Annotated in this window: 27 protein-coding genes; 15 read left to right on the top strand and 12 right to left on the bottom strand. The window is 56.7% G+C overall.

The genetic code is table 11. The features are described from left to right. Positions 1-50 precede the first annotated feature (50 nt). A complete protein-coding gene (locus ACMGG1_RS17100) occupies positions 51-1,505 on the bottom strand; it encodes a PLP-dependent aminotransferase family protein (protein ID WP_048761448.1) in 1,455 nt (484 codons plus the stop codon). A gap of 178 nt (positions 1,506-1,683) precedes the next feature. Between ACMGG1_RS17100 and ACMGG1_RS17095 the strand changes: the two genes are divergently transcribed. The 3 genes from ACMGG1_RS17095 (at position 1,684) to ACMGG1_RS17085 (ending at position 3,862) form a co-directional block, all read left to right on the top strand. Then, on the top strand, positions 1,684-1,869 hold the full coding sequence (locus tag ACMGG1_RS17095; RefSeq protein ID WP_046374161.1) for a DUF1127 domain-containing protein: 186 nt from the start codon (positions 1,684-1,686) through the stop codon (positions 1,867-1,869). Further along, a complete protein-coding gene (locus ACMGG1_RS17090; protein ID WP_116690922.1) occupies positions 1,870-2,493 on the top strand; it encodes a glutathione S-transferase family protein in 624 nt (207 codons plus the stop codon). It abuts the gene before it with no gap. A 238-nt stretch (positions 2,494-2,731) separates the two neighbouring features. Continuing rightward, the gene (locus ACMGG1_RS17085; protein ID WP_414160884.1) at positions 2,732-3,862 is read left to right on the top strand and encodes a Gfo/Idh/MocA family protein; all 1,131 of its coding nucleotides are present in this window, start codon (positions 2,732-2,734) and stop codon (positions 3,860-3,862) included. Between the two features lie 102 nt (positions 3,863-3,964). On the opposite strand, the gene ACMGG1_RS17080 is transcribed toward ACMGG1_RS17085, so the two are convergent. Genes ACMGG1_RS17080 through ACMGG1_RS17070 form a run of 3 tightly spaced genes read right to left on the bottom strand, consistent with a single transcriptional unit; the run spans position 3,965 to position 7,094 of the window. Continuing rightward, entirely contained in the window at positions 3,965-5,836 is a 1,872-nt protein-coding gene (locus ACMGG1_RS17080) for an amidohydrolase (RefSeq protein WP_414160883.1), read from the bottom strand. Between the two features lie 21 nt (positions 5,837-5,857). After that, on the bottom strand, positions 5,858-6,403 hold the full coding sequence (locus tag ACMGG1_RS17075; protein WP_115059469.1) for an antibiotic biosynthesis monooxygenase: 546 nt from the start codon (positions 6,401-6,403) through the stop codon (positions 5,858-5,860). A 46-nt stretch (positions 6,404-6,449) separates the two neighbouring features. Next, complete coding sequence (locus ACMGG1_RS17070; RefSeq protein WP_020825867.1) at positions 6,450-7,094, bottom strand: hydrolase; 645 nt, start codon at positions 7,092-7,094, stop codon at positions 6,450-6,452. A 142-nt stretch (positions 7,095-7,236) separates the two neighbouring features. On the opposite strand from ACMGG1_RS17070, the gene ACMGG1_RS17065 reads away from it, so the two are divergent. After that, the gene (locus ACMGG1_RS17065) at positions 7,237-8,145 is read left to right on the top strand and encodes a LysR family transcriptional regulator (protein ID WP_115059468.1); all 909 of its coding nucleotides are present in this window, start codon (positions 7,237-7,239) and stop codon (positions 8,143-8,145) included. Between the two features lie 35 nt (positions 8,146-8,180). After that, positions 8,181-8,567: a cell envelope integrity TolA C-terminal domain-containing protein gene (locus tag ACMGG1_RS17060; protein WP_020825869.1), complete on the top strand. Its 387-nt coding sequence runs from the start codon at positions 8,181-8,183 to the stop codon at positions 8,565-8,567. A 51-nt stretch (positions 8,568-8,618) separates the two neighbouring features. Here ACMGG1_RS17060 and nudI read toward each other — a convergent pair whose 3' ends face one another. Continuing rightward, entirely contained in the window at positions 8,619-9,044 is a 426-nt protein-coding gene (gene nudI / locus ACMGG1_RS17055) for a nucleoside triphosphatase NudI (RefSeq protein WP_020825870.1), read from the bottom strand. Between the two features lie 240 nt (positions 9,045-9,284). On the opposite strand from nudI, the gene ACMGG1_RS17050 reads away from it, so the two are divergent. The 6 genes from ACMGG1_RS17050 to ACMGG1_RS17025 all read left to right on the top strand — a co-directional run bounded on the left by ACMGG1_RS17050 (position 9,285) and on the right by ACMGG1_RS17025 (position 15,042). Then, positions 9,285-10,352 (top strand): fatty acid desaturase, encoded by a 1,068-nt coding sequence (locus ACMGG1_RS17050; protein ID WP_217330960.1) that lies wholly within the window; start codon positions 9,285-9,287, stop codon positions 10,350-10,352. 29 nt (positions 10,353-10,381) lie between these two features. After that, positions 10,382-11,314, top strand: coding sequence for an ABC transporter substrate-binding protein (locus tag ACMGG1_RS17045; protein WP_020825872.1), 933 nt, complete (start codon positions 10,382-10,384; stop codon positions 11,312-11,314). A gap of 79 nt (positions 11,315-11,393) precedes the next feature. Beyond that, on the top strand, positions 11,394-12,548 hold the full coding sequence (locus ACMGG1_RS17040; RefSeq protein ID WP_234529104.1) for an ABC transporter permease: 1,155 nt from the start codon (positions 11,394-11,396) through the stop codon (positions 12,546-12,548). Beyond that, positions 12,545-13,480, top strand: coding sequence for an ABC transporter ATP-binding protein (locus tag ACMGG1_RS17035; RefSeq protein ID WP_048761476.1), 936 nt, complete (start codon positions 12,545-12,547; stop codon positions 13,478-13,480). Before ACMGG1_RS17040 ends, ACMGG1_RS17035 begins: the two co-directional genes overlap by 4 nt. Next, positions 13,477-14,253, top strand: a complete 777-nt coding sequence (locus tag ACMGG1_RS17030) for an ABC transporter permease (protein ID WP_116690916.1) — start codon at positions 13,477-13,479, stop codon at positions 14,251-14,253. Before ACMGG1_RS17035 ends, ACMGG1_RS17030 begins: the two co-directional genes overlap by 4 nt. A 9-nt stretch (positions 14,254-14,262) precedes the next feature. Continuing rightward, positions 14,263-15,042 (top strand): phosphate/phosphite/phosphonate ABC transporter substrate-binding protein, encoded by a 780-nt coding sequence (locus ACMGG1_RS17025; protein WP_129983536.1) that lies wholly within the window; start codon positions 14,263-14,265, stop codon positions 15,040-15,042. Between the two features lie 19 nt (positions 15,043-15,061). Here the strand turns inward: ACMGG1_RS17025 and ACMGG1_RS17020 are convergent, their stop codons facing one another. The 5 genes from ACMGG1_RS17020 to ACMGG1_RS17000 all read right to left on the bottom strand — a co-directional run bounded on the left by ACMGG1_RS17020 (position 15,062) and on the right by ACMGG1_RS17000 (position 18,225). Further along, positions 15,062-15,439: a transcriptional regulator gene (locus ACMGG1_RS17020; protein WP_048761481.1), complete on the bottom strand. Its 378-nt coding sequence runs from the start codon at positions 15,437-15,439 to the stop codon at positions 15,062-15,064. A 2-nt stretch (positions 15,440-15,441) separates the two neighbouring features. Then, a complete protein-coding gene (locus tag ACMGG1_RS17015; protein ID WP_414160882.1) occupies positions 15,442-15,807 on the bottom strand; it encodes a hypothetical protein in 366 nt (121 codons plus the stop codon). A 314-nt stretch (positions 15,808-16,121) separates the two neighbouring features. Beyond that, positions 16,122-16,298 carry a hypothetical protein gene (locus ACMGG1_RS17010; RefSeq protein ID WP_162838007.1) on the bottom strand — a complete coding sequence of 59 codons (177 nt, stop codon included), beginning with the start codon at positions 16,296-16,298 and terminating at the stop codon, positions 16,122-16,124. Positions 16,299-16,491: 193 nt separating this feature from the next. Beyond that, complete coding sequence (gene yedA / locus ACMGG1_RS17005) at positions 16,492-17,406, bottom strand: drug/metabolite exporter YedA (RefSeq protein ID WP_414160881.1); 915 nt, start codon at positions 17,404-17,406, stop codon at positions 16,492-16,494. 165 nt (positions 17,407-17,571) lie between these two features. Next, complete coding sequence (locus ACMGG1_RS17000) at positions 17,572-18,225, bottom strand: helix-turn-helix transcriptional regulator (RefSeq protein WP_046374146.1); 654 nt, start codon at positions 18,223-18,225, stop codon at positions 17,572-17,574. Positions 18,226-18,329: 104 nt separating this feature from the next. Here ACMGG1_RS17000 and ACMGG1_RS16995 point away from each other — a divergent pair, with 104 nt between their 5' ends. The 4 genes from ACMGG1_RS16995 to ACMGG1_RS16980 all read left to right on the top strand — a co-directional run bounded on the left by ACMGG1_RS16995 (position 18,330) and on the right by ACMGG1_RS16980 (position 22,325). Next, positions 18,330-19,826 (top strand): MFS transporter, encoded by a 1,497-nt coding sequence (locus ACMGG1_RS16995; protein WP_238387431.1) that lies wholly within the window; start codon positions 18,330-18,332, stop codon positions 19,824-19,826. A gap of 122 nt (positions 19,827-19,948) precedes the next feature. Beyond that, a complete protein-coding gene (locus tag ACMGG1_RS16990; protein ID WP_048761487.1) occupies positions 19,949-20,518 on the top strand; it encodes a helix-turn-helix domain-containing protein in 570 nt (189 codons plus the stop codon). A 2-nt stretch (positions 20,519-20,520) separates the two neighbouring features. Beyond that, positions 20,521-21,045: an N-acetyltransferase family protein gene (locus ACMGG1_RS16985; RefSeq protein ID WP_414160880.1), complete on the top strand. Its 525-nt coding sequence runs from the start codon at positions 20,521-20,523 to the stop codon at positions 21,043-21,045. A gap of 152 nt (positions 21,046-21,197) precedes the next feature. After that, on the top strand, positions 21,198-22,325 hold the full coding sequence (locus ACMGG1_RS16980; RefSeq protein ID WP_414160879.1) for an integrase core domain-containing protein: 1,128 nt from the start codon (positions 21,198-21,200) through the stop codon (positions 22,323-22,325). Between the two features lie 112 nt (positions 22,326-22,437). Here ACMGG1_RS16980 and ACMGG1_RS16975 read toward each other — a convergent pair whose 3' ends face one another. Both ACMGG1_RS16975 and ACMGG1_RS16970 read right to left on the bottom strand, forming a co-directional pair. Continuing rightward, entirely contained in the window at positions 22,438-23,256 is an 819-nt protein-coding gene (locus ACMGG1_RS16975; RefSeq protein WP_369982326.1) for a 5'-nucleotidase, lipoprotein e(P4) family, read from the bottom strand. Positions 23,257-23,289: 33 nt separating this feature from the next. After that, a complete protein-coding gene (locus tag ACMGG1_RS16970) occupies positions 23,290-24,138 on the bottom strand; it encodes a GNAT family N-acetyltransferase (protein ID WP_259216658.1) in 849 nt (282 codons plus the stop codon). Between the last annotated feature and the right edge of the window lie 86 nt (positions 24,139-24,224).

Here is a 24,224-nt window from a genome sequence, read left to right as displayed (position 1 = left end):
TCTACTCTAGAAGGTTCGTCCACATGCGGATAATCCGATTGCGCCAGAGTTTAATCCGATCGCGCCAATGTGATGTCGCGCTCTGGGGCGTGCGCCAGCATCAGCATTTGAATGGTCTCGCCAACCCGTTGCACCGCTTGTTCAATCTCTGGCGTCAGCTTGGGCGCATAGTTGATACGCAGGCAGTTACGGTATTTACCGGAGGCGGAAAAAATGCTGCCGACGGCGATCTGCACACCCTGTTGTTCCAAATGGCGATTTAGCCGCAGGGTATCAAACGCTTCATCCAGCTCAATCCACAGCATAAAGCCGCCGCGCGGTTGGCTAACACGGGTACCGGGCGGGAAGTACTTCATAATCCATCCGGTCATCACGTCCCGGTTCTGCTGGTAGCGGGTACGCATGCGCCGCAGATGTTGCAGATAGTGGCCGTGACGGATGAATTCGGCAATCGCCAGCTGTGGCTGGGTCGCGGTAGAGCCGGTGCCGATATATTTCATGTGCAACACGCGCTCCAGATAACGCCCTGGGGCAATCCAACCAATGCGCAGGCCGGGGGCCAGCGTTTTGGAGAACGAGCTGCACAGCAATACCCGGCCGTCTTCATCGAAGGATTTGATGGTGCGAGGCCTTGGGTATTGGTAGGCGATATCACCGTATACGTCGTCTTCGATGATCGTCACATCGTAGCGCTGCGCCAGCGTCAGCAAACGCTGTTTACGCTCCTCCGGCATAATGTAACCCAAGGGGTTATTGCAGTTGGGCGTCAACAGAATGGTTTTCACCGGCCACTGCTCCAGCGCCAGTTCCAGCGCCTCCAGGCTGATCCCGGTCAGCGGATCGGTAGGGATTTCCAACGCCTTCATGCCCAACCCTTTCAGCGTTTGCATGGTGCCGTGAAAGCAGGGGGAGTCTACCGCCACGATATCCCCCGGCTGGCAGACGGCGCGCAGGCCGGTGAACAACGCCTCGTGGCAGCCGGTGGTGATCACCAACTGGTCGGCACTAATCTGGCAACCGGAGTCCAGCAGCAGCCGGGCGATTTGTTCACGCAAGCCGATAACGCCTTGAATGCTGTCGTAGAGCAGGCTGCGCAGATCGCCGTGACGGCCCAGGGTGCCCAGCGCTTTGGTCAACGGTTTCAGCGTAGGTTCGCTGATATCCGGCATGCCACGGCCGAGCTGGATCACATCTTCGCGCGGTTTATTTCGGATCAGTTCCAGTACCTGCTCCCACTGCGAAATATCCACCGGTCGCTGCACCGGACGGGTGACGGCGGGAAGCTCGGCCAGAGTGCGGCGCCTTTGTACGAAATAGCCGGATTTGGGGCGCGCTTCCACCAGTTGGCTCTCTTCCAGCAGGCGATAGGCCTGTTGCACCGTGCTGATGCTGACGCCGTGTTCCAGGCTTAGTGCGCGCACCGACGGCAGACGATCGCCGGCCGGATAGAGCCCCTGTTCGATGCGTTGGCTAAGGAGCGCGGCCAGGGTGGCGTAGCGTGTCATACAGATACCCAAAGTGAGAATGGTTGAGGAAAAAACCGGTACAGATGAGATTAAATTAGACCATTCAGATAGGCAGAGACAGCTTTTGTATGGAAAAAATATCAACGCCCTGAATCTGTATTGTTTTTCGCGCGATCAGCATCATAGGTTTCGTGATCAAACCGAAAGAGGATCTGTGATGAGCATTTCTGTTGAGGGCGAACCGGTACAGCACCGGGCGAGATTTCCACTTTGGCAGTTGTACCTGCAGCGTTATCGCACCCGTAGATCTTTGTTGCAGTTGGACGATGCTCAACTGGCGGACATTGGTCTGTCGCGCGCACAGGCAATGCAAGAAGGGCGCAAGCCTTTTTGGAGAACATAAATGTTGAAATTGTTGGGTAAGGCCTCGTCGATCAATGTGCGCAAAGTATTGTGGACCAGCCATGAACTGGCGTTGCCGCTGACCAGAGAAGACTGGGGCAGTGGTTTTCGCTCCACGCAAACACCGGAGTTTTTGGCCCTCAACCCCAATGGCCTGGTGCCGGTATTGATTGACGGCGATCGGGTGCTGTGGGAATCCAACACGATTTGTCGTTATCTGGCGGGCCGAGAAGGGCGTCAGGATCTGTTGCCGACAGAACCGGGCGCACGGGCAGCGGTAGAAATGTGGATGGACTGGCAGGCCACCGATCTCAACAACGCCTGGCGCTATGTTTTCATGTCGCGAGTTCGCCAGGATGCCGCCTACCAGGATCCGGAGCGACTGGCAGCGGCGGAGCGGGAGTGGAACAGGTTAATGGGCATGCTCGAACAGCATTTGGCGCAGGGGAATGCTTATATTGCTGGCACGACCTTTAGCCTGGCGGATGTGGTCATTGGGCTGTCGCTCAATCGTTGGCTGATGACGCCTTTCTCGCGCCCGGATTACCCAGGGTTACAAGGGTATTTGCAACGGCTGCAACAGCGGCCGGGTTTCTTGCTGTATGGTGCCAACGGGTTGCCATGATATGAAATAAAATATTCATTTTGGCCTGACATCTTTGGCCAGAAGACGCCGCGTACCCTCGAGGCTGCCTCGTTACATTCCCGTCTGCAAGGTTTCATGAACGGCATCACGGATATGAGTTTTATTTTTCTCTTTGCTTGTTATTGAAATTTATATTTCATATAACCGTATCACAGACGGCGCGTTTCATTGAGTGGCGCGCTGACCAGATTACGGATACAGGCAACGGGAGAGGGTGATGAAACAGGTACGCGTTGGTTTAATTGGCACCGGCTACATTGGGCGCTGCCACGCTATTGCTTATGCGCAGGCTGCCACGGTATTTCCACTGAAGGGGGAACTGGTGTTGGAAATGCTGGCGGAAGTGACGCCGGAGCTGGCGCAGCAGCGCGCTGCGGAATTTGGTTTCTCTCGTTCGACCGCCGACTGGCGCCAACTGGTGGCCGATCCGGCTATTGATGTGGTGGATATCTGCGCGCCGAATTTCCTGCATAAGGAGATGGCGCTGGAAGCGATTCGTCACGGCAAACACGTTTATTCTGAAAAACCGCTGGCGTTGGACGCCAAAGACGCCGCTGAAATGGTGCAGGCCGCTCGCGCCAAGGGGGTTAAAACGCTGGTGGGTTTCAACTATATGAAGAACCCGACCAGCCAGCTGGCGCGCGAAATTATCGCCAATGGCGAGATTGGCGAAGTGGTGCATTTTTACGGCACCCACAATGAAGATTATCTCGCCGATCCGCGTACGCCTATCGACTGGCACTGCCGCAAGGCCACGGCCGGGTTAGGCGCGCTGGGCGATTTGGCGGCGCATATTGTCAACATGGCGCATTACCTGGTGGGTGACATTGTGGCGGTCTCCGGCGATATGCAGACCATCATCAAACAGCGCCCGGATGCGAAAGACCCTACGCTGATGCATCAGGTTGAAAATGAGGATCAGGCCAGCGCGCTGGTGCGTTTTGCCGGTGGCGCCATGGGTACCATCGAGACTTCACGCATTGCCTGCGGGCGCAAGATGGGGCTGACCTACGTGGTCACCGGGACCAAGGGCACGTTAAGTTACACCCAGGAGCGAATGGCGGAGCTGAAGCTGTATCGTCACGATGAGCCGGCGGAGCGCCAGGGGTTTAAAACGCTGCTGGTAGGCCCTAAGCATCCGGATTACGCCGCCTTCTGTATTAGCGCGGGGCACGGCATTGGTTTTAACGATCAGAAAACGGTGGAGATCCGCGATCTGGTTAACGGCATTGCCGCCAGTGATCGCATGTGGCCTGACTTTGAAGAAGGCTGGAAAGTATCTTGCGTACTGGATGCGATAGCCGCCTCCGCCGAACAACGGCGCTGGCTGGAAATTAATCGCGATTAACCCAGGGCTATGACGCTCACAACTTGAGAGCGTCATAGCTTAGCTGGCTAATAAGTTAATAAGCTATTAGCTTGATAACTTGCTGCGGTGATAGCCTGCTAATCAAAAAGCGAAGCAGGAACAACCGAATGCGCCCCAAAAGGCATTGTCGTCTGAAACAGGAATGCTGGAACGGCGGGCGACGTCATGCTGATGCGCGTGCACGCCGCAAGGGCCGCAACACTGGTGCGCCTGGCTCAGCACCCCGACGCGGGCCGCGGCTGAAGGAGGGGCAGAGCGATAATGCCCCGGCACCTGGGTCACCGGCGACCAGTCAGGCAGTACCGGAATTGCCGGCGGCGCCAGCGGTGAAAAACTGCCGGCGGCGTATACCACCTTGCCGTCCACCACCGTCATCACCGATTCAATCCCCTTGATCTGCTCCTCGGGTATGCTGAAATAATCCTGCGACAGCACGGCCAGATCGGCTAACTGTCCGACCTTAATCTGTCCTTTTTTACCCTGTTCGGTTGAGAACCAGGCGCTGCCCTGGGTCCACAACATCAGGGCCGTTTCGCGATCCAATCGCGCACTGTCGTCGTACATCGCCATACCGCCAACGGTACGGCCGGACACCAGCCAATACAGCGCCGTCCACGGGTTATAACTGGCCACGCGGGTGGCGTCGGTGCCTAACCCGACCGGCAACTCGGCCGCCAGCATTTTTGCGACCGGCGGCGTCTGTTTGGCGGCTTCTTTGCCGTAGCGTTCGGCAAAGTATTCCCCCTGAAATGCCATGCGATGCTGTACGGCAATGCCGCCGCCCAGCGCTTTCACCCGCTCGATGTTACGTTCGGAGATGGTTTCCGCGTGGTCGAAGATCCAGTGCAGGCCGTTGAACGGAATATCGCGGTTCACCTTTTCGAACACGTTCAGCATGCGGCTGATGGATTCGTCATAGGTGGCATGCAGGCGGAACGGCCAGCGGTGCTCGACCAGATGGCGCACTACGCGCTCGAGCTCGTCTTCCGTACCTTCCGGCAGATCCGGACGCGGCTGGAGGAAATCCTCGAAGTCGGCGGCGGAGAACACCAACATTTCACCGGCACCGTTATGACGGTAAAAATCGGTGCCCTGACCGGGTTTCAGCATGTCGGTCCACAGCTGGAAATCTTCCAGCTCCTGCTTCGGTCGCTGAGTGAACAGGTTATAGGCGATACGCAGAGTGAGTTGCTGCTTATCGTGCAGTTCGGAAATCACCTGATAGTCATCGGGGTAGTTCTGGAAGCCGCCGCCGGCGTCAATGGCGCTGGTCAGGCCCAGGCGATTGAGCTCGCGCATAAACTGACGGGTGGAATTGACCTGTTGTTCAAGCGGCAGCTTGGGCCCTTTGGCCAGCGTGGCATACAGGATCATGGCATTAGGCTTGGCAATCAGCATGCCGGTTGGGTTGCCGTTGCCATCTCGCTGGATCTCGCCCCCCGGCGGATTTGGCGTGTCCTTGGTGTAGCCCACCACTTTCAGCGCGGCACGGTTGAGTAAAGCGCGATCGTACAGGTGCAGAATAAACACCGGGGTGTCCGGCGCCGCCTGATTAATTTCGTCCAGCGTTGGCATGCGGCGTTCCGCGAACTGGAATTCGGTCCAGCCGCCGACCACCCGCACCCATTGTGGGCTGGGGGTACGCAGTGCCTGCTGTTTCAGCATGCGCAGCGCATCGGCCAACGACGGCACTCCTTCCCAACGCAGCTCAAGGTTGTAGTTCAGACCGCCGCGGATCAGGTGCAGGTGCGAGTCATTGAGGCCGGGGACGGCGGTGTGGCCGTGCAGATCAATCACCTGAGTTTCAGGTCCTGCATGCTGCATAACGTCGTTTTCACTGCCGACGGCGAGGAATTTGCCGTCGCGGATAGCAACCGCCTGGGCGGTAGGCGCCTCGCGATCGACGGTGTGAAATTTACCGTTGGTGATAATCAGGGAAGCAGAGTTACTCATAACGTTCTCCCGGCAGGCCGCCTAACGGCGGGTGAGCCATTGATGAAATATGCGTGTGACTATCGGCATCCAGAGGAAGACCACCAGGGCGACGACGGTGGCGTCATTAAGCAGGTGGCCGACCAGCGTGCCGTTCAACTGCGGCAACAGGTTTCCCCAAAACCAGGGCACCAGATTGGTGGACGGAAAAATCACCAGCAGGGTGATCAAAAATTGTTTCCACTTGGCGGGCTGGCGGGTATTGGCGCTCGGCGGCGTGAACCAGAATTCTGCGCCGGGCCGAATTTCAATGCTGTCGCTCTCCAGCAGCAGCGGCGAAACTTCCTCGATGTAGCGTTTGCGCAGCGGTGAATTCACCCACTGGGACAGGTTGTCGAGATTGTCAAAACGAACCAGTACGGTGTAGGCCTGCTCATGACCGGTGGGGCGGATCACGTTAACGCCCAGATGTCCGGCAAAGTTGGCGGCTTCGGGCATAATGCGCTTCAGCCAGGCCTCGTAGGCCGGTTCCTGCCCCGGCGCCAAACGGTGAGTGATAACTAGCGTGACATGCTGCGGGTGGGCCATAGCACCGACTCCAGAAAAACCCCGGCGACGCGGCCGGGGTTAAGGTTTATTTCGCCACCCGCGCCGGGGCGTGATGCACCATGGTGTAAGCGTAGTCAACGCCCATGCCGTAAGCACCGCTGTGTTCGCGCACCAGTTCCATAACCGCGTCGTAAGTCTCTTTGCGCGCCCAGTCGCGTTGATACTCCAATAGCACCTGCTGCCAGGTTACCGGGATGGCACCGGCCTGCACCATACGGTCGATGGAACGCTCATGCGCATCCACCGAGGTACCGCCGGAAGTGTCGGTGACCACGTAAACTTCATAGCCTGCCTCGAGCGCCATCAGCGCCGGGAAAGTCAGACAGACTTCGGTCCACAGCGCGGAAATCACCAGCTTTTTGCGACCGGTGGCTTCAACGGCCTTTACGAAGGCTGCGTCTTCCCAGGAGTTCATCGAAGTGCGTTCAATCGGGGTGATTTCAGGGTGAACCGCCAACAGTTCTGGCCAGATATAGCCGCTGAAACTTTCGGTTTCAACCGAGGTGAAAAGGGTGGGAACATTAAAAATCTTGCCGGCTTTCGCCAGACCGACCACGTTGTTTTTCAGCTGCTGGCGATCAATATTGGCCACGCCAAAAGACATTTGCGGCTGGTGGTCAATGAAAATCAGTGCAGAATTATCTTTATCAAGTAATTGAAATTTAGACATTATTTACCTTCCCAGAAAGACTTAGGTTTAACAACGGGTGAATGTAACGTCGATAAACCGCATGGTAGGCAGGGGCTGATTTCAAAGATAGCGCAGAATTTTTGCCGTCTTGTTGAGTTTTTTTATACACGGAGAGGGAGCGATGAGGTTAAACCTGGAAGCGTTATTGATTTTGGATGCGCTCGATCGGCACGGGTCATTTGCGGCGGCCGCCGCCGTGCTGTTTAAAACACCTTCGGCGTTGAGCTATATGGTGCAAAAACTGGAGAGCGATCTCGACATCACCTTGCTCGATCGCTCAGGCCACCGCGCCAAATTCACCGATACCGGCAAGTTGATGTTGGAAAAGGGCCGGGTGCTATTGCGCGCCGCGCAGGATTTGGAGCAGCAGGCTCGCTATGTGGAAAACGGCTGGGAAAGCGAGATCACTCTCGGTATCGATGCCTCGTTTCCTTTTGAGCGCCTGTTGCCGCTGATGGAAGAATTTTATCAGCAGAATCACCATACCCGGCTGCGCGTTAGTCACGAGGTGCTGGCGGGATCCTGGGAGTCGCTGGTTTATGGTTGTGCGGATATTATTATTGGCGCGATTTGTGAACCCCCGTCGCGGGTAGGCTATGCTTTTAGTCAGTTGGGTCGGCTGGACTACGTATTTGCCGTCGCGCCGCAACACCCGCTGGCGACAATGGCGGAGCCTTTGCCGAAGGCAGAGATCCGTCAGCACCGTGCCGTGGTGGTGCGTGATACCTCAAGGGTGAACGCACCGCAGAACCTGAATATTCTTGAGGAGCAGGACACTTTGACAGTATTCGGTTTCGACGCCAAGTTGCGGGTGCAGCTCAGCGGTCTCGGCTGTGGTTATTTGCCGCGTTATCTGGCTGAACCTTACCTGAAAAGTGGCGAGTTGGTCGCGAAAAACGTCGAATCTGAGCGCTGCAGCGACGTCGCTTATTTTGGCTGGCGTGAGAATAACGCCGGTTTGGCGTCCAAATGGTGGCGTGAACGCTTGCAGCAGTGTGCCGATGCCGGGAGCCTGTACCCGGCATCTTGATGCCCCGCCATTGTGCGGAACGACAAGGATGCAGAATGATGAAAACAGGGATGTGGCTTTTGGTAGCGTTGTTACCGTTGCTGGCCGGTTGTAATACGGACCACCGTTCCGAGGCTGCCGGGCTGGAGAAACCGATGTCTGCCGCGGCATCGGTGCAGCCGCCGTCGGGCAACTACCCGGAAAGAATGCGTCGTGCCATTACGCAAGAAATGCCGACGCTCGGCAAATACAAATCCCAAACCTGTTCGATCAGCATTCATCTGTTACCGGACGGCTCCCTGAAGGATTTCAAGGTTCTGGCAGGCGATGCTGAGTTTTGCGCTGTAGCAAGTCAGGCAGTACAGCGCGCCAAACTGCCCAAAATGACCAGTCAGACCGAATACGCCTTATTCAACAGCTCGGTGCTGGATTTCGTTCCCTGATGCCGATGGCTTACCGCATCGGATGCCGGGATGCGGTGAGCAAAATACCTGTTACAACATGCCCTTCTGCGCAAAGGTGATGCGGGTGGCCTCATTGAGGTCAAGTTCACCTAACTTGTCAGGCCTCACCCAGGCCACTTCCTGAAACTCTTCATTGACGGTGATCTGACGATTGGCGCTGACACAATCGAAGATCAGATACAGCATATAGATAGGCTCTTGTGTCCCGTCAGGATATGTCTTGGTGCGGACATCATCTCTGAAAGTCCAGGGTGTCATCTGTGTGATCTGCAGGGCTTCGCCTAATTCTTCTCTGATCTCACGACGGAGCGCTTGCTCAATTGTCTCTCCCGGTTCCATGCCACCGCCGGACAATGCCCACTGGCCGGGAAAAACACCGCGGTCATCAGCCATTTTACAGAGTAAATACTCGCCATTATTCTCAATGATTGGGCAGACAATGATCCGTTGACGCATGCAACCTCCTGATGTGACGAATTTTTATTGCTAACGTGGGCAAAGGCTTTTCGACTCGGATCTTACCAGCAATCGCTGCTGGCGGACGGCGTTGAATTCAATGAACGCGCGATAATGGGAGCGCCATCAATAAAAGCGGCATAAATAGCTGATTTTTAACTTTGCTTTACCGCTTTCGTTATTTTGAGCGCCTGCGCTGCTCGCAGATACTGAGGAAAATGACCCACAGCGAGCCGCCGCATGTCCTCAACCAAAAGCCACAGCCACTATTTGCATTCTGCACAACGCCTTTGGATCCAACAGCTTAACCAGCGCTGGTATTGGCGATGCGAGTTGCCGACCTGGGGCATCATGGCGGCGGTGTACGGCGGCTGGTTTGGCGTGGTGCACTACTGGCAGTCGCTGGGACCCTGGCTTGGCACGCCGTTGCTGATTTTGTTGGCCACCTGGTATATGTCGTTGCAGCATGAGCTGATCCACGGCCATCCGACACGGTGGCCCCGCATCAATCAACTCTTTGGCCTGTTGCCGCTGGCGGTGTGGTATCCCTATGGGCTGTATCGCGATTCGCATATTCAGCATCACCGCAATGAACATCTGACCGACCCGCATGAAGATCCCGAAAGTTATTATTTCAGTCAGACACAGTGGCAGCGTTATCCCAGATTGTTTCCGCTGTTGGCCAAGGTGCGCAATACGCTTGGCGGGCGGATTGTGTTCGGTCCGGCGCTGGATATCGTCGCGACGGGGGTTAATGCGCTGAAAGCGATTGCCGCCGGTGAACTGCGCACGTTGGTGATGTGGTTGGTGCATCTGCTGCTGCTGGCGGCAGTGCTGGTTTGGCTGAAGCAACATGGCATTGGCACGGCGTTTTACCTGTTGGCGATCGGCTATCCAGCGCTGGCGCTGACCAAGATAAGATCGTTTTTTGAGCACCGCGCCGTTGAAGCTCCGCAGGCACGTTCTATTATTAATGAGGCGGCTTGGCCGTGGCGGCTGCTGTTTCTCAATCTGAACTATCATTTAGTTCACCATGATCTCCCCGGCTTGCCGTGGTACGGTTTAAGGCAGGTCTATCTGGCGGAGCGCGGTGCTTACCAGCAGCGCAGCCAGGGATTTGTGGTGCAGGGCTATGGCCAATGGGTCAGCGAATACGCTTTTACCCCGGTCGCCGTTGAGGTTCATCCGTTTAACGCCGGCGAGCCGCTAAAGGAAGTTCAGGGCGAAACCGAAGCCTGGCCGGCGGAGACTTTTATCGTGCGATGGAAACGCGCGTCTCAGGATTTTCCAATCGATCTGGCCAAATAGCCGGAAAATACACAACAAGAGGAAAAAGTATGGCAATCACCCCATTACGTGGTCGCGTTTTCGCTTTGGCACTGGGTTTACTTGCCGCGAGTATCGGCGTGGCTCAGGCGGCCGACACGGTGCGCGTGGGCTCAAAAATCGATACCGAAGGCTCGCTGCTGGGTAACATCATCGTGCAGGTGCTGGAGTCCAACGGCATCAAAACCACCAACAAATTACAGCTCGGTACCACCAAGGTGCTGCGCGGGGCGATCACCTCCGGCGAGATTGACATCTACCCGGAATACACCGGCAACGGCGCATTTTTCTTCTCCGATGAAAAAGATCCGGCGTGGAAGAACGCCCAGGCCGGTTTTGAGAAGGTCAAAAAACTCGATTACGACAAGAACAAAATTGTCTGGCTGGATGCTTCGCCGGCCAACAATACCTGGACTATTGCCATCCGTCAGGACGTGGCGGACGCCAACCACCTGAAGACGCTTGCCGATCTGGGCAAATGGATCAACGGCGGCGGCAAGTTCAAACTGGCGGCCTCGGCGGAATTTATCGAACGTCCGGACGCACTGCCGGCATTCCAGAATGCCTATGGCTTTAAGCTGAATCAGGATCAACTGCTGTCGCTGGCTGGAGGGGACACGGCGGTGACCATTAAAGCGGCGGCGGAGCAAACCTCCGGCGTGAACGCGGCCATGGCTTACGGCACCGATGGCCCGGTGGCGGCCCTGGGTCTGCAAACGCTGGAAGACCCAAAAGGGGTGCAGCCGATTTACGCACCGGCACCGATCATTCGTGAAGCCGCGCTGAAACAGCACGCCAATATCGCCGAATTGCTGAAGCCGGTCTTTGCAACGCTGGACGGCCCGACGCTGCAAAAACTTAATGCGCAGATCGCGGTGGAAGGTCAGGATGCCAAACAGGTTGCGGCCGCTTATCTGAAAGAAAAAGGATTGGTTAAGGGATAGCGCTGATATTCCCTCTCTCTCCATGGGAGAGAGGGAGAGCAGGGCCCATTGACTATGGAGCCGGAGAGTTTCTTTGATTATTGCCGTAAAAAACCGCGTATTACTGACGCTGCTTGTTTTGTTGCTGCTGGCCGCATTTGGCCTGCCGTTCCTCAGCTATGCCCCCAATCGCCTGCTGTCGGGCAAGAGCATTTCCCTGATTTCCCTGCTGCACGGCCCGGCGCTGTGGCTATTGGCCCCGCTGTTGGTGCTGGCAGTGCTCAGCCTGTTGCCACCGCTCAGGCGCAATGCATTGTTGACCGCGCTGGCGGCTGCAGCGCTGCTGGCGCTCACCTTCTGGCTGAGCGGGCATGCTGCGCAGCAGTTGGCGCAGGATGGTTCCAAACTGGCGCGTACCTCCTGGGGCAGCGGCTGCTGGCTGATGCTGGCGCTGAGCCTGCTGATGGCTGCCGATGCCATCACCCGCATCACGTCTTCGCATTTGTGGCGCATGCTCGGCAACCTGCTGGTGATATTGCCTGCGCTGGCGCTGCTGTTCGGCCATCAGTTGGATCAGCTTTCGCTGCTGAAAGAATATTACAACCGGCAAGATGTGTTTGATGCCGCGCTGTTGCAGCACCTGACTATTCTGCTGGCGACGATGGTCCCGGCGCTGCTGATCGGCGTGCCGCTCGGGGTGTTGTGTTTTCGTTCATCCCGTTTGCAAACCCCGATCTTCTCCACGCTGAACATTATCCAGACCGTGCCGTCGATTGCCCTGTTCGGCCTGCTGATAGCGCCGTTGGCCGGGTTGGCGAAGGCGGTGCCCTGGCTGGCGGAACACGGCGTCAGCGGCATTGGCATGGCGCCGGCGATAGTCGCCCTGGTGTTGTACGCCCTGTTGCCGCTGGTGCGCAGCGTGGTGGCCGGGTTACAGAGCGTGCCCGCCAGCGTGATCGAATCTGCCAGCGGTATGGGACTGACGCGCGGCCAGATTTTCTTTCGCGTACAGCTGCCGTTGGCTTTGCCGCTGTTTCTGACCGGCGTGCGCATTCTGGCGGTGCAGACCGTCGGTATGGCGGTGGTGGCCGCGTTGATCGGTGCCGGAGGTTTCGGCGCCATCGTTTTCCAGGGTTTGCTGAGCAGCGCGCTGGATCTGGTGCTGCTGGGCGTGATCCCGGTGATCGTGATGGCGGTAATCGTCGATTCGCTGTTTAAATTTATGGTTTCAATTTTGGAAGTGTCACGCCGATGATTCAGTTTAATCAGGTCAGCAAGATTTTTCAGGGTAAGCCGGCGGTGGACGATCTGACGCTGCAGATTGCCAAAGGCGAATTTGCCGTACTGATCGGTACCTCAGGCTCCGGTAAATCCACCACATTAAAAATGATCAACCGGCTGATCGAACACGATCAGGGCAAAATTTACTTTGCCGATGAAGAGATCCAAAAATTCAAACCGCAGGATCTGCGGCGCCGCATGGGCTATGCCATTCAGTCGATCGGCCTGTTTCCGCATTGGACGGTAGAGGAGAACATCGCCACCGTGCCGCAATTGCTGAAATGGCCGCGGGCACGGATCCGCGATCGGGTGACCGAACTGCTGGAGCTGTTGCACCTGGAGCCGGAACTGTTCCGACACCGTTATCCGCACCAGCTTTCCGGCGGGCAACAGCAGCGGGTGGGAGTGGCGCGCGCGTTGGCTGCCGATCCGGAAGTATTGTTGATGGACGAACCCTTTGGCGCTCTCGATCCGGTAACGCGCACCGCGCTGCAGACGGAGATTGCGCGTATTCATCATCTCTCCGGGCGCACCATCGTACTGGTGACGCATGACATTGACGAAGCGCTGGCATTGGCCGATCGCATCGTGTTGCTCGATCAGGGACGTGTGGTGCAACAAGGCACGCCGCTGGAGCTGCTGACTGCACCGGCCAACGATTTTGTGCGCGATTTCTTTGGCCGAAGCGATCGCGGCATCAAACTGCTTTCTTTAGGCACGGTGGCGGAACGGGTACGGCCCGGGCATGCGGACGGTGAACCTATTTCCTCCACCATGAACCTGCGTGAAGCGCTGTCGGTATTTGTGGCGCGCGGCAGTGAATGCTTGCCGGTGGTGGGGGAGCAAGGAGAAGCACTCGGCGTGCTGCATTTCAACGATCTGATTGCCCAAAAGGCGCTGTCATGAGTGCGCCTAAAGCCCTGCGTTGGCTTCGCGATCCGCTGCCCTGGACCTTTGCCCTGCTGCTGGCGCTGGTGTTTGGCATGAATCATTTGCATGGCCTGTTTGCTGCCTGGTTTCCCGATCTGGAAAGGCCGGTGTATCAGCAGGACAGTTTTATCTCGCTGGTGTGGGCACATCTGTTGCTGGTCGCGGTCTCCAGTCTGATCGCCGTGGTGATTGGCGTAGCGGCCGGGATCGGCGTGACGCGCCCTGCCGGTAAGGCGTTTCGTTCGCTGGTGGAAACCGTGGTAGCGGTCGGCCAGACTTTTCCGCCCGTGGCGGTGCTGGCGGTAGCGGTACCTGTGATGGGCTTTAGCGAACAGCCGGCGATTATCGCACTGGTGCTGTACGGTTTGCTGCCGATCTTGCAGGGCACTCTGACGGGTATTGAATCGGTACCCAGCGCGACACGCGAGGTTGCGCAAGGGGTTGGCATGAGCGCCAGGCAAATTCTGTGGCGCGTCGAACTGCCGCTGGCGGCGCCGGTGATTGTTGCCGGTATTCGGACCTCGGTGATCATCAATATCGGCACGGCGGCAATCGCTTCCACCGTCGGCACCAAAACGCTTGGTTCGCCGATAATCATTGGCCTAAGCGGTTTTAATACCGCCTACGTGATCCAGGGCGCGGTAGTGGTGGCGCTGCTGGCGATCATTACCGATATGCTGTTTGAGCGCTGGGTGCGCTATCTCACCGCCTGGCGTCAGCAGACGCAGGCGGCTTCTTCTGCGGGGTAAGGGAATAGGATGCAAGTATCTTTGCCGATGTATGGCGTGACTCATCAACCGGCCGAATCTTTCTGGCGAGTGCTGCGCGGTAAATTACTGCAGTTGGGATTGCCGCTGGCTCCTGAACAGCTCGTCTGGCCGCACGACCTGGCTCAGCAATGGCTACAGGACGATTTATTGCTCAGCCAAACCTGCGGTTATCCGCTGGTCAGCAGCCTGAAGCAGGTGCAGCTGATCGGGACTTATCACTACCGCGTCGAGGGTTGTGAGGGCGCGAATTACAGCAGTTGGTTGGTGGTGCGCGACGACGACTCAGGCGAGCGGCTGGCGGATTTTCGCGGCCGGATCGCCGCATACAACAGTACCGACTCTCAGTCAGGGCATAACAGCTTGCGTGCGCTGATCGCACCCTTGGCACAGAACGGCAGCTTCTTCAGTGCTGCCATCGCCTCCGGGGCGCACTATCAGTCGCTCAAGCTGATCCAAAACCGGCAGGCAGACATTGCCGCCGTCGACTGCGTCAGCCTGGAACTGTTGAAACGGGCACGGCCACAGGCGTTGGCCGGGCTGAAAATTATTGGACGAACGGCCAGCGTGCCGGGGCTACCCTTGATTACCTCGTCGCAGACCCCGCCGGAACAGCTGGAAATACTGCGTGCCGGGGCGAAGGCGATGCTGGGCGAAGCGGTAAGCGACAATCTGCTGATCGGCGATTTCAGCCTGGTGCCGCGTTCGGCATACCAAATAATCACCGAGCTGGAGCAGCAGGCCGCCGCCCGCGGGGTGACAACGCTGTAAGCTTATGACTGGCCTGCGTTCAGGCGGCGCTAAAGCGTGCGTTCAATTTTTGATCGACAATGATCTCGAAGTCAGTAAATAAGGCTTTGGGTTTGACCGTTCGGCCGCGTTTTTCCATCGATACCAGACCGTGGCCGCTGAGCGTTTTCAGCGTGGCGGAAAGATTGCTTATTTGCCGACCGGAGAGTTCCGCCAATCGGCTCATGGTTTCCGGTTTTTCCGTATCAATCATCCGCAGCAAGGCAATATTTTCATTGCTGAGCACCTGGGCCAAAGCAATCATTGAGGTGAACCAGACCTGCGGTTCACGCTCCTGCGGCTGGTATTCACCTTTTGCAATGGCCAGTATCCGTTTGCGGATCAACTCTTCAGGCATTACGCCAATCAGTGCTTTCATCTTCAACCTCGGTTTTCTCTCTTGCTTATGACTTCATCGATTTTATTGAAGAAATCTTCCACCAACTGAAAAGCGGAATGAAACTCATAGGGTGAGCCTTTATCCGTGGGCGTCTGATGTTGGTGGTCGTAAAGTATTCGGCCTGAAAATAGCCCTTTTCTAGGGACTTTAATGGCATGGGCATTGTCGATGCCAAACACTCGGGTGTTGTATTTATCATGCAGCGTCAAGTTGTAGCGTATGCCATGGGGAATGAAAGCCGTTTTGGTTACTTTCCATGCTTCTATTTTCCACCAGTAGCCATCTTCACGGTTTACTCGGGTGCCATGAAGGCTAAGGATGTAGTCCAGTCCATTGCTTGCATCCATTTTCAGTACTCCAGAAAGTTATGATTTAACCATAACTCTTGAGTGTTTTACGGTCAATGCTATTTCATCAGGAAGAGTGGCAGACTGAATAGATGAGACTTTGACCGCAGAATGGGGTTGAACACAGCGGTAATTTGTTGACGTTTCTGTCGGCGGCAGCGCGCAGAAAATCGCACCAACGGTTGGCGAAAGAAGAGAAGGGGAATTGCTGCTGAAATGGAGCAATGAGGCGGTTACCGCGCCCTTTGCAGATACCGGCGCGCGTCGGGCGACTGCAGCGTTTTTTTACAACAACGCTGCCAGCGCGGGACGCATCACTTGGCCTGAATGCTCTCTGCCGGAGTGGCAGTGGCGGCGGCTTCGTGTGACGTGGCGGTCTCTTCTAGCGGCGTGGTGGAACGGGTGTACATATTCAGCCCGGCCAGGAATACGCCGCCGAGTGAACCAAAGGCACACAGAAAGATAACGATAATGAACGATTTTTTCAGCATGGGGATGATTTCGCAGGTTGCCAGGAACAACGGGAATTATAGACGCTTCGTAATATGAAACAAGAATCGTTTTAATACCCGTCGTCTTTCAAGCTGCAGCGTTTAAACCTGTTTCCGGTGGATTTGTCACTCCAGCCGCTGTAGGGGGCGAATACATTCGCCCCGATTAATTCGGCCGCAGCGTGCAGCGCCTCTACCTTTCCCTGCTTATGCGACTGACCGGGCGAGTAAACAGGAATTTGCCCAGCGTCACCAGCACCACCGCCGCTACGATAATCACCAGCGCCGCCCATTCACGCGGTGCCAGCGATTCGCCGGCAAAACCGATGCCGAGCAGCACGGCCACCACCGGATTGACATAGGCATAACTGGTGGCTACCGCCGGACGCACGTTTTTCAGCAAAAACATATAGGCGCTAATGGCCAACATGGAACCGAAGATAATCAGGTATCCCAGCGCAAAGAAACCTTTGGCGCTGGGCATCTGCGTCAGGCGTTCGCCGCTGAGCTGACTGACGACCAGCAGAACCACTCCGGCAACCAGCATTTCCGCCGCGCCCGCCATCGGTCCGGCCGGTAGCGAAATACGTGACCCCAGCACCGAGCCAAAGGCCCAACTGGCGGAAGCCAGCAGGATCAATAACGCACCGGTAGGGTTGCCCACCAGGTTATTGCCGGTATTGAGCAATACGATCCCCACAAGGCCCAATGCGATACCTGCCCACTCCAGCTTGGTATTGCGCATGCCCCAAAACAGGCTGAAGAACAGGGTGAACAGCGGTACCGTCGCGACCATCACGGCGGCAATACCGGAAGGTACGTGCTGGTGTTCCGCCACGGTCACCAGACCGTTACCCACCGCCAGTAGCAAGATACCGATAGTGCCAGCGGCCAGCCACTGCCTGAGGGTTGGTAATGCATGGCCGCGCAACGCTAAAAAGCTGAACAGCACTATACCGGCGACCAAAAAGCGGATCCCGGCCATCATCAGCGGTGGCCAGCTCTCCACGCCCAGACGAATAACGAAGTAGGTAGAACCCCAGACAATATATAACGTGAACAGCGCCCCGATTAACGGCAGGACGTTACGGCTACTTTGACTCAGCATGGATATTTATTCTGCAGGGAGGTTATTATTAGAGGACTCAGTAAACCCGATCGCACGGAAGATTAGCAACGCTTTTCACTATTTTTTAACGGCAAGGTCGGCTGGCGAATCGATGAGAATCGAGAGAGAACGCCAGCCTGCAGATAGCCTTGAGCCGAGTGCCGATTACAGCAGCGAAATACGGTAGGCGCAGCGGCGTGCACCGGCCAGAATATGTTCGGAACGTTCAACCTGCGCCTGCAACACCTCGGTGAAAATACTCAGCTCAGCACGGCAGAACCCCTGACAAACGGTAGCGGCGGCGCAAATAGGGCAGTGGTTCTCTACCAGCAGAAAGGAGCCGTCTTCCTGAGTACGGCATTCGGCCATATAGCCTTCGCGGCAACGAATGGCCGTCAGACGCTGAACCCGTTCCTGCAAGTCGGTAGCGCCAATCATCGCCTGCTTGTAATTAATCCGCGTTTCTTGCTCGCGGGTGTCGATCAATAACTCAATCGCCTGCTCGCCCAGCTTGTCGCGTACGGTGCGCAGCAACTGTACCGTCAATTCTGAATGGGTATCCGGAAAGCGCGCATTGCCGGCGGCGGTCAGGTGCCAGAGCTGCACCGGTCGGCCGACGCCGCGGGTTTCCGCCACGGCTTCAACCAGCCCGTCTTTGGCCAGTTTGACAAACTGCTGGCGCGCAGCCTCACCTGTGGTGCCAAGAACCTTTCCTGCATCAGACGCTTGTTGTGGGCCGCGGGTTTTTAATAGTGTCAGCAAACGGTCACTGACCGATTGTGCGGGACTACCGCCATTTTCCAAGTTTATTCTTGACATATTTCTCCGCCTCGCCCTACCATTATTCCAAGTTAACTCTTGTTAAATTTAACGCAATATCACTATTAACTCAATGCCCTTCCTCTGAAAACAGGACGACAACCGTGATAACCAACGATGATAGCCGCTGGGCCGACTTATTCTCCGGCAAAAATGGCGCCAGTGCGATCGCGCTCTCACTCGGCGTAGCGCTGCATGCGATCAATATTCTGGTCGCCACCACCATTCTGCCCTCGGTGGTGCAGGATATTGGTGGCCTGAATCTGTATGCCTGGAACACCACGCTGTTTGTGGTGGCGTCGATTCTCGGATCGGCGTTATCTGCACGTCTGCTCAGTGGTTACGGTGCACGCAGTGCCTATCTGGTGGCGTCGCTGTTCTTTATTGCCGGGGCAATGCTGTGTGCATTGGCGCCGTCGATGCCGGTGATGCTGATAGGTCGCACCGTGCAGGGGTTCGGCGGCGGGCTGATTTTCGCGCTTTCGTACGCCATGATCAACCTGGTGTTCGAGCAAAAACTTTGGCCGCGGGCAATGGCGCTGATTTCGGCGATGTGGGGTATTGCTACGCTGGTGGGGCCGGCGGTGGGCGGCATTTTCGCCGAACTGAACGCCTGGCGCTGGGCCTTCGGCATCCTGTTGCCAATCATGGTGTTGTACGCCGGGTTCACCTTCCTGATCCTGCCGAAAGGCAAACCGCAACAGCAGGCAGCGCCGCTGCCGGTAGCCCAGCTGTTGCTGCTGGCGGTGGCGGTGCTGGTGGTATCCGCCGGCAGCCTGGCCGACAGCGCCTGGGTCAATTTTGGCGGTATTGCATTGGCCGTGCTGATGATGGTTTGGCTGATTCGCCGTGAAGCACACTCCCGCGCCCGTCTACTGCCTCAAGGCGCTTTACGCCGCGGTTCCCCTCTGGCTTCGTTGTATATCACCGTTTCCCTGCTGGTTGTGGGCATGACCAGCGAAATCTTCGTGCCTTATTTTCTGCAAACGCTGCACGGGCAGTCACCGCTGATTTCCGGCTATATCGCAGCCACCATGGCGGCGGGCTGGACGCTGTCGGAGATCCTCAGTTCGGGCTGGCGCAGTGCGGGTATGCGTCGGGCCATTATCAGCGGGCCGCTGTTTGTGTTTGTCGGGCTATTGGCCCTGGGCGTATTGATGCCAACGCCTTCCGGTGGTCATTGGTCGGCACTGACGCCGATTGTCATCGCTCTGACAGTGGTGGGGTTTGGTATCGGTTTTGGCTGGCCACATCTGCTGACGCGTATTCTGCAAGTCTCGCCAGAGGCGGATAAGGATATTGCCGGCGCGTCGATCACTACGGTGCAACTGTTTGCCACCGCGTTCGGTGCCGCGTTGGCGGGAATGGTCGCCAACCTGGCCGGGCTGAACGTGCCGGGTGGGGCACCGGGTGCCGCCTCCGCCGCGCGCTGGTTATTCCTGCTGTTTGCCTTGGCGCCGCTGCTGGCGGTCTTTAGCGCCTGGCGCTGTGCGGCGATTACTCCACCTGTTGTGGCAACCAGCGATGCCGAAATTGCGCTGGCATCGCCGGGGTTGTCGCTCTCTGCCACCCCTGTGAGCGAATGCGTTCGTCCTGAATAAGACGGGTGCCGCCTGCTGGTTTTTATAACTTCGCAGGGTTTACTTCAAAATCTGATTGACGAATCCCGTATTTGAGATTATTTCTCTCATATGGGATTTTTCATATCAGGGCTATAGAGACCATGGATAACGGAGTGGACAGCGCCGACCTTCGCTTGGCGCAACGGCTGTCTGATTTACGCCAGCAGCAGGGCTGGTCGCTGGAAGCGTTGGCGCAGCAAACCGGCATCAGCCGGGCAACGCTATCGCGGGTTGAGCGTGCGGAAACCAGCCCGACCGCCTCGTTGTTGAACAAACTGTGCGCGGCGTATGGGCTGACCATGTCACGGCTGCTCAGCGAGGTTGAGGACGAACCGCCAGAGTTGCTGCATCGCGAACAGCAGACGGTGTGGGTTGATCGCGCCAGCGGTTTTCATCGTCGTTCGGTATCACCGCCCGCCGCCCTCTATAAGGCGGAATTTATCGAGGGCACGCTGGAGGCCGGCGCGGTGATCGCTTATGACGCCCCTTCGATTCACGCGCTTGAACACCATTTATGGCTGCTGGAAGGCCGGCTTGAATTGACGCTGGAGGCGCGAACTTTTCAGCTAGAACCGGGCGATTGCCTGCGTTACCGCTTGTTCGGCGCTTCAAAATTTCATGCACCCGGCCCCGAGCCGGCCCATTACACCCTCGTTATCTGCAGGCCATAATCATGGTTGAGATACAGCAATTGAACGTCAGTGCGGTACAGAGTGCGATCCCTGAACTGGCGGCGATGCTGCATGCCAGCGTCTCGCAGGGGGCGAGCATCGGTTTTGTCATGCCGTTTAGCGTTGAGGAGGCGCAGGCGTTCTGGCACCGTCTGTTGCCGGCTATTGAACGGAAGGAAAGGCTGCTGCTGGTGGCCCGAGATCGAGATGCCGGAAGGGTGGTCGGTACGGTGCAACTGCTGCTGGATATGCCTGATAACGGCCGCCACCGGGCGGAGGTGGTGAAGCTGATGGTGCACCCGGATGCTCGCCGTCAGGGCATTGCCCGCAGCCTGATGTTGCAGGTGCAACAGCTGGCGGTTGAGCATCAACGGCATTTACTGGTGCTGGATACCCTGACCGGCGACACGGCGGAAGGCCTGTACCGTCGGCTGGGCTTTCAACTGGCGGGCAGCATTCCGCAATACGCACGCGCCAGCAATGGCGGTGCGCTGGACGCCACCAGTTATATGTATAAATTGCTCTGACTACCCCGTCGTTTTTCAAGCGTTATCGCCTAAGGGGGCGAACGTGGTACAAACCGGTCACATAGGTAACACTTTTAACCGGTCACATGGGTAACAGTTATAGACTGGCATAGCGGAGGTAATTCACTATGCCCTGGACCGAGACCGTTACCATGAAACGCCTTGAATTTATTCATGCCTGTCAGACCAGCGGGGATTCTTTTTCCGCTGTCTGCAGGCATTTTTGTATCAGCCGTAAAACGGGTTACAAGTGGCTTAAGCGTTTTCAGCCCGATGACGTCTCCTCTCTTGAGGACCATTCCCGTGCACCTCTGACTCATTCACGGCAACATTCATCCGACGTCATTAACTGCCTCATTAGCCTTCGTCGTGCTCATCCTGACTGGGGCCCAAATAAAATTCGTCAGTGGCTTCTCAACCATGAAATCCCTTTTGACGTTCCCGCAGGCAGTACGATTGGCGATATTCTCAAACGCGAAGGCCTTGTCCCAGACAGGATAAAACGCAGAAAAACTCCCGAAAATACGCATGCGCTCACTGATATTCAGGCCGTCAATCAGGTCTGGAGTGCTGACTTTAAAGGTAAATTTAGGCTACTCAGTCAGGAGTACTGTCGCCCTTTTACACTGACCGATAACCATAGCCGTTATCTTCTGGCATGTGAGGCTAGCGCGTCAGAAAACCTGCTGTTCACTCGAGCCTGTTTTGAGAGAGCCTTCCATGAGTATGGTCTGCCAGAGGTTGTGCGAACTGATAATGGGGCGCCCTTTGCCGGAACGGGTATAGCCGGGCTGAGTAGTCTCAGTGTATGGATGATAAAGTTAGGTATTTACCCGGAGCGTATAAAGAAAGGCCACCCGGAACAAAATGGCCGTCATGAACGGATGCACCGTTCGTTAAAGGCTGGCCTAAGCCATAACAACATCCGGCAAACGATGGAAGAACAACAGGCATGGTTCAGTGATTATCGTTATGAATTTAATCATGAAAGGCCGCATGCGGCACTGGGAGGAGCAACGCCTTCTTCGGTGTGGACACCTTCACCCCGGCAGTGGGACGGACGGATACCGGAGGTCAATTATCCGGAAGGAGCCCGGTTGTACAAGGTGGCTGAAAAAGGAGATATACGGCTCGGTAAAAGACTGTTTGTCAGCGAGGCGTTACGGGGAGAATATGTGATGCTTAAAGAAGTGGGTGAAGGGTTGGATGTCGTGTTGTTCGACCGGATGATACCGGCTTATTACGACAGAGCTAAGCACAGTATTATCCGTATCGATTAGACGAAAGTGTTACCTATGTGGCCGGTCAGATCTGTAACCCATGTGGCGGTTGTACCCGTATCGCCCCCTTAATCAGAACGCAGCCAGCGCCGTCCCTGCAAGGCTTGGGAGGTTACTGTCCGTTCCAGGCCTTGATTGCCTGTTGGCGAATCTGCAGCTTTTGCTCTGGCGTCAGCTTGTTATAGTCCTTCGCCATGCCGCTTTCCCAATCGCCGTACAACGGGTTGGGCAACACGATAAACTCGGTGCCGAATTTGCTTTGGTTGTCGGCGACGAACGCCCGCCGCTGCGCGTTATCTTTGTGGTAGGTCGCGGCGCCGAAGTCGTTCAGGTTGTCACCGGCGTAAACCACGATGTCGTAACCGGCGTTCTTGATTGCGTCGAAACGCGCCTGCTTGTTGGAGGTATCACCGCTTAACAGCACGGTTTTTTCCGACATGCCGGTGAAGCCCAATTTTTGCATATTGGCCAGCGTGGCGGCGTATTCAGACTGTTTGCGGTTGGAGACGTAAAACATGGTGCCCTGATGACTGTTGACGTAGCGGGCAAACTGCACGGCACCTGGCACCGCGCCGGCCTGTTGCGCCTGTGACCACTTCGCCCAGGTGGCAGCGGCGAAAGGTTGGCCCTGCTGCGCCTGCCAGCCGGAATAAGGGCTGTTATCCAGCATGGTTTCGTCCAAATCGACCACCACGGCCTTCTTCTTGCCCGGCGCGGCCTTGGCCTGATCAAAGGCCAGCCTGGCGCTGTTGAAGGCCTGGTGCGTCAGCGCCTGATATTCGCCGGATTGCTGGAACCAGTTCAGCGCCAGCACGGATTGCTCAGCCAACTGCTGTTGTGCCTGCCGATCGGTTTTTGCTGGCTGCACGCAGCCGGTCAGGGTCACCAGCGCAATGCCGATCGCCGCGCCGAGGGCCATTTTCTGTCTCATTATTCCTGCCATAAATAAATCACTCTCTGATTGTTATTGTGGTGTGTTCAAGGTCATCGTCATTTCAAACTGGCGCAACGCGTCCTGCTGCCAGCCGAGTCGGTCGAAGAAGGGGGCGGCCACTTCAGGAACGTAAACGTTGGCTACCAGCGGTAACGGCGCAAACTTCGCCTGTAATGCAGCCAGCATGGTACGGGCATGGCCCTGACTGCGGTGCTGCGGCGGCACGTAGATCATGCGCAAAAAGCACTTGTCGGCGCCCAACTGCACCACCGCATAGGCCTGGTGGCCAAGGCTGAAAGCATGGGGTTTGCCGGGTAGCTTGAACAACGTCTCCGGCGCGATCAGCCAGGGCAGGTCGGTGGCACCCTCGGCAATCAGGCGGTGAGAGACGAACAGCGGGTCGATCTCTTGCAACTGCGCAACTTCGTCAAGTACCGGCGTAGCGGCCAGATGCCCGGTCAGCGTGCGGACGATTTGCAACCCGGCCCGATGGTAGAGCGCCAACGCAGCCTCGTTCCCTTCAATCACTTCCAATGACAGTTGACGATCGCCGCGCTGATGCGCGTCGGCGACAATGCGTTTCATCAAGGCTTTTCCCAAGCCTTTGCCGCGCATTTCCGGACGGATGGAGAGTGCCGATATCCGGCTGTGCAGGCCACGGCGGCTGATCAGCGCCAGCGCTACCGGTTGTTGCTGGTGGGTAACGATAATACTGTCGTTCAGGCTGAGGTCTTCGGCACCAAAACGGCGGGCGAAGGTATCACCGTCAATCACGAAACGTACAATATAGTTTTCAAAACAATGACAAAGGATCTGCGCCAGCTCGTCGCTGCTGTAGCGCAGGGCGCTTTGGTACTCGAAGCTTTCATCGGTGTGCATGAGCTTTCCCTGTCTAAGGCGGAAGCTATACATCTAGACCCGATTGTTTTATAAGGCAAGTTTCCGCGTGCGGTTACGGGATATGC

Origin of the sequence: Serratia sp. BNK-12 (assembly GCF_047456085.1) — a bacterium.
GTDB classification, from domain to species: Bacteria; Pseudomonadota; Gammaproteobacteria; order Enterobacterales; family Enterobacteriaceae; genus Serratia; species Serratia liquefaciens.
Note: the sequence above shows the minus strand (reverse complement) of the source record. Positions and strands in the feature narration are given on the sequence as shown.

Excerpts from the sequence above, each read along its gene's own strand:
- ACMGG1_RS17085 (WP_414160884.1), top strand. The coding sequence starts at position 2,732 with ATGAAACAGGTACGCGTTGGTTTAATTGGCACCGGCTACATTGGGCGC.
- ACMGG1_RS17050 (WP_217330960.1), top strand. The coding sequence starts at position 9,285 with ATGTCCTCAACCAAAAGCCACAGCCACTATTTGCATTCTGCACAACGC.
- ACMGG1_RS16975 (WP_369982326.1), bottom strand. The coding sequence starts at position 23,256 with ATGAGACAGAAAATGGCCCTCGGCGCGGCGATCGGCATTGCGCTGGTG.
- ACMGG1_RS17095 (WP_046374161.1), top strand. The coding sequence starts at position 1,684 with ATGAGCATTTCTGTTGAGGGCGAACCGGTACAGCACCGGGCGAGATTT.
- ACMGG1_RS17080 (WP_414160883.1), bottom strand. The coding sequence starts at position 5,836 with ATGAGTAACTCTGCTTCCCTGATTATCACCAACGGTAAATTTCACACC.
- ACMGG1_RS17010 (WP_162838007.1), bottom strand. The coding sequence starts at position 16,298 with ATGCTGAAAAAATCGTTCATTATCGTTATCTTTCTGTGTGCCTTTGGT.
- ACMGG1_RS17000 (WP_046374146.1), bottom strand. The coding sequence starts at position 18,225 with ATGTCAAGAATAAACTTGGAAAATGGCGGTAGTCCCGCACAATCGGTC.
- ACMGG1_RS17075 (WP_115059469.1), bottom strand. The coding sequence starts at position 6,403 with ATGGCCCACCCGCAGCATGTCACGCTAGTTATCACTCACCGTTTGGCG.
- ACMGG1_RS17070 (WP_020825867.1), bottom strand. The coding sequence starts at position 7,094 with ATGTCTAAATTTCAATTACTTGATAAAGATAATTCTGCACTGATTTTC.
- ACMGG1_RS17100 (WP_048761448.1), bottom strand. The coding sequence starts at position 1,505 with ATGACACGCTACGCCACCCTGGCCGCGCTCCTTAGCCAACGCATCGAA.
- ACMGG1_RS17020 (WP_048761481.1), bottom strand. The coding sequence starts at position 15,439 with ATGAAAGCACTGATTGGCGTAATGCCTGAAGAGTTGATCCGCAAACGG.
- ACMGG1_RS17045 (WP_020825872.1), top strand. The coding sequence starts at position 10,382 with ATGGCAATCACCCCATTACGTGGTCGCGTTTTCGCTTTGGCACTGGGT.
- ACMGG1_RS16980 (WP_414160879.1), top strand. The coding sequence starts at position 21,198 with ATGAAACGCCTTGAATTTATTCATGCCTGTCAGACCAGCGGGGATTCT.
- ACMGG1_RS17090 (WP_116690922.1), top strand. The coding sequence starts at position 1,870 with ATGTTGAAATTGTTGGGTAAGGCCTCGTCGATCAATGTGCGCAAAGTA.
- ACMGG1_RS17015 (WP_414160882.1), bottom strand. The coding sequence starts at position 15,807 with ATGGATGCAAGCAATGGACTGGACTACATCCTTAGCCTTCATGGCACC.
- ACMGG1_RS17030 (WP_116690916.1), top strand. The coding sequence starts at position 13,477 with ATGAGTGCGCCTAAAGCCCTGCGTTGGCTTCGCGATCCGCTGCCCTGG.
- ACMGG1_RS17060 (WP_020825869.1), top strand. The coding sequence starts at position 8,181 with ATGATGAAAACAGGGATGTGGCTTTTGGTAGCGTTGTTACCGTTGCTG.
- ACMGG1_RS17025 (WP_129983536.1), top strand. The coding sequence starts at position 14,263 with ATGCAAGTATCTTTGCCGATGTATGGCGTGACTCATCAACCGGCCGAA.
- yedA (WP_414160881.1), bottom strand. The coding sequence starts at position 17,406 with ATGCTGAGTCAAAGTAGCCGTAACGTCCTGCCGTTAATCGGGGCGCTG.
- nudI (WP_020825870.1), bottom strand. The coding sequence starts at position 9,044 with ATGCGTCAACGGATCATTGTCTGCCCAATCATTGAGAATAATGGCGAG.
- ACMGG1_RS17035 (WP_048761476.1), top strand. The coding sequence starts at position 12,545 with ATGATTCAGTTTAATCAGGTCAGCAAGATTTTTCAGGGTAAGCCGGCG.
- ACMGG1_RS16970 (WP_259216658.1), bottom strand. The coding sequence starts at position 24,138 with ATGCACACCGATGAAAGCTTCGAGTACCAAAGCGCCCTGCGCTACAGC.
- ACMGG1_RS16985 (WP_414160880.1), top strand. The coding sequence starts at position 20,521 with ATGGTTGAGATACAGCAATTGAACGTCAGTGCGGTACAGAGTGCGATC.
- ACMGG1_RS16990 (WP_048761487.1), top strand. The coding sequence starts at position 19,949 with ATGGATAACGGAGTGGACAGCGCCGACCTTCGCTTGGCGCAACGGCTG.
- ACMGG1_RS17065 (WP_115059468.1), top strand. The coding sequence starts at position 7,237 with ATGAGGTTAAACCTGGAAGCGTTATTGATTTTGGATGCGCTCGATCGG.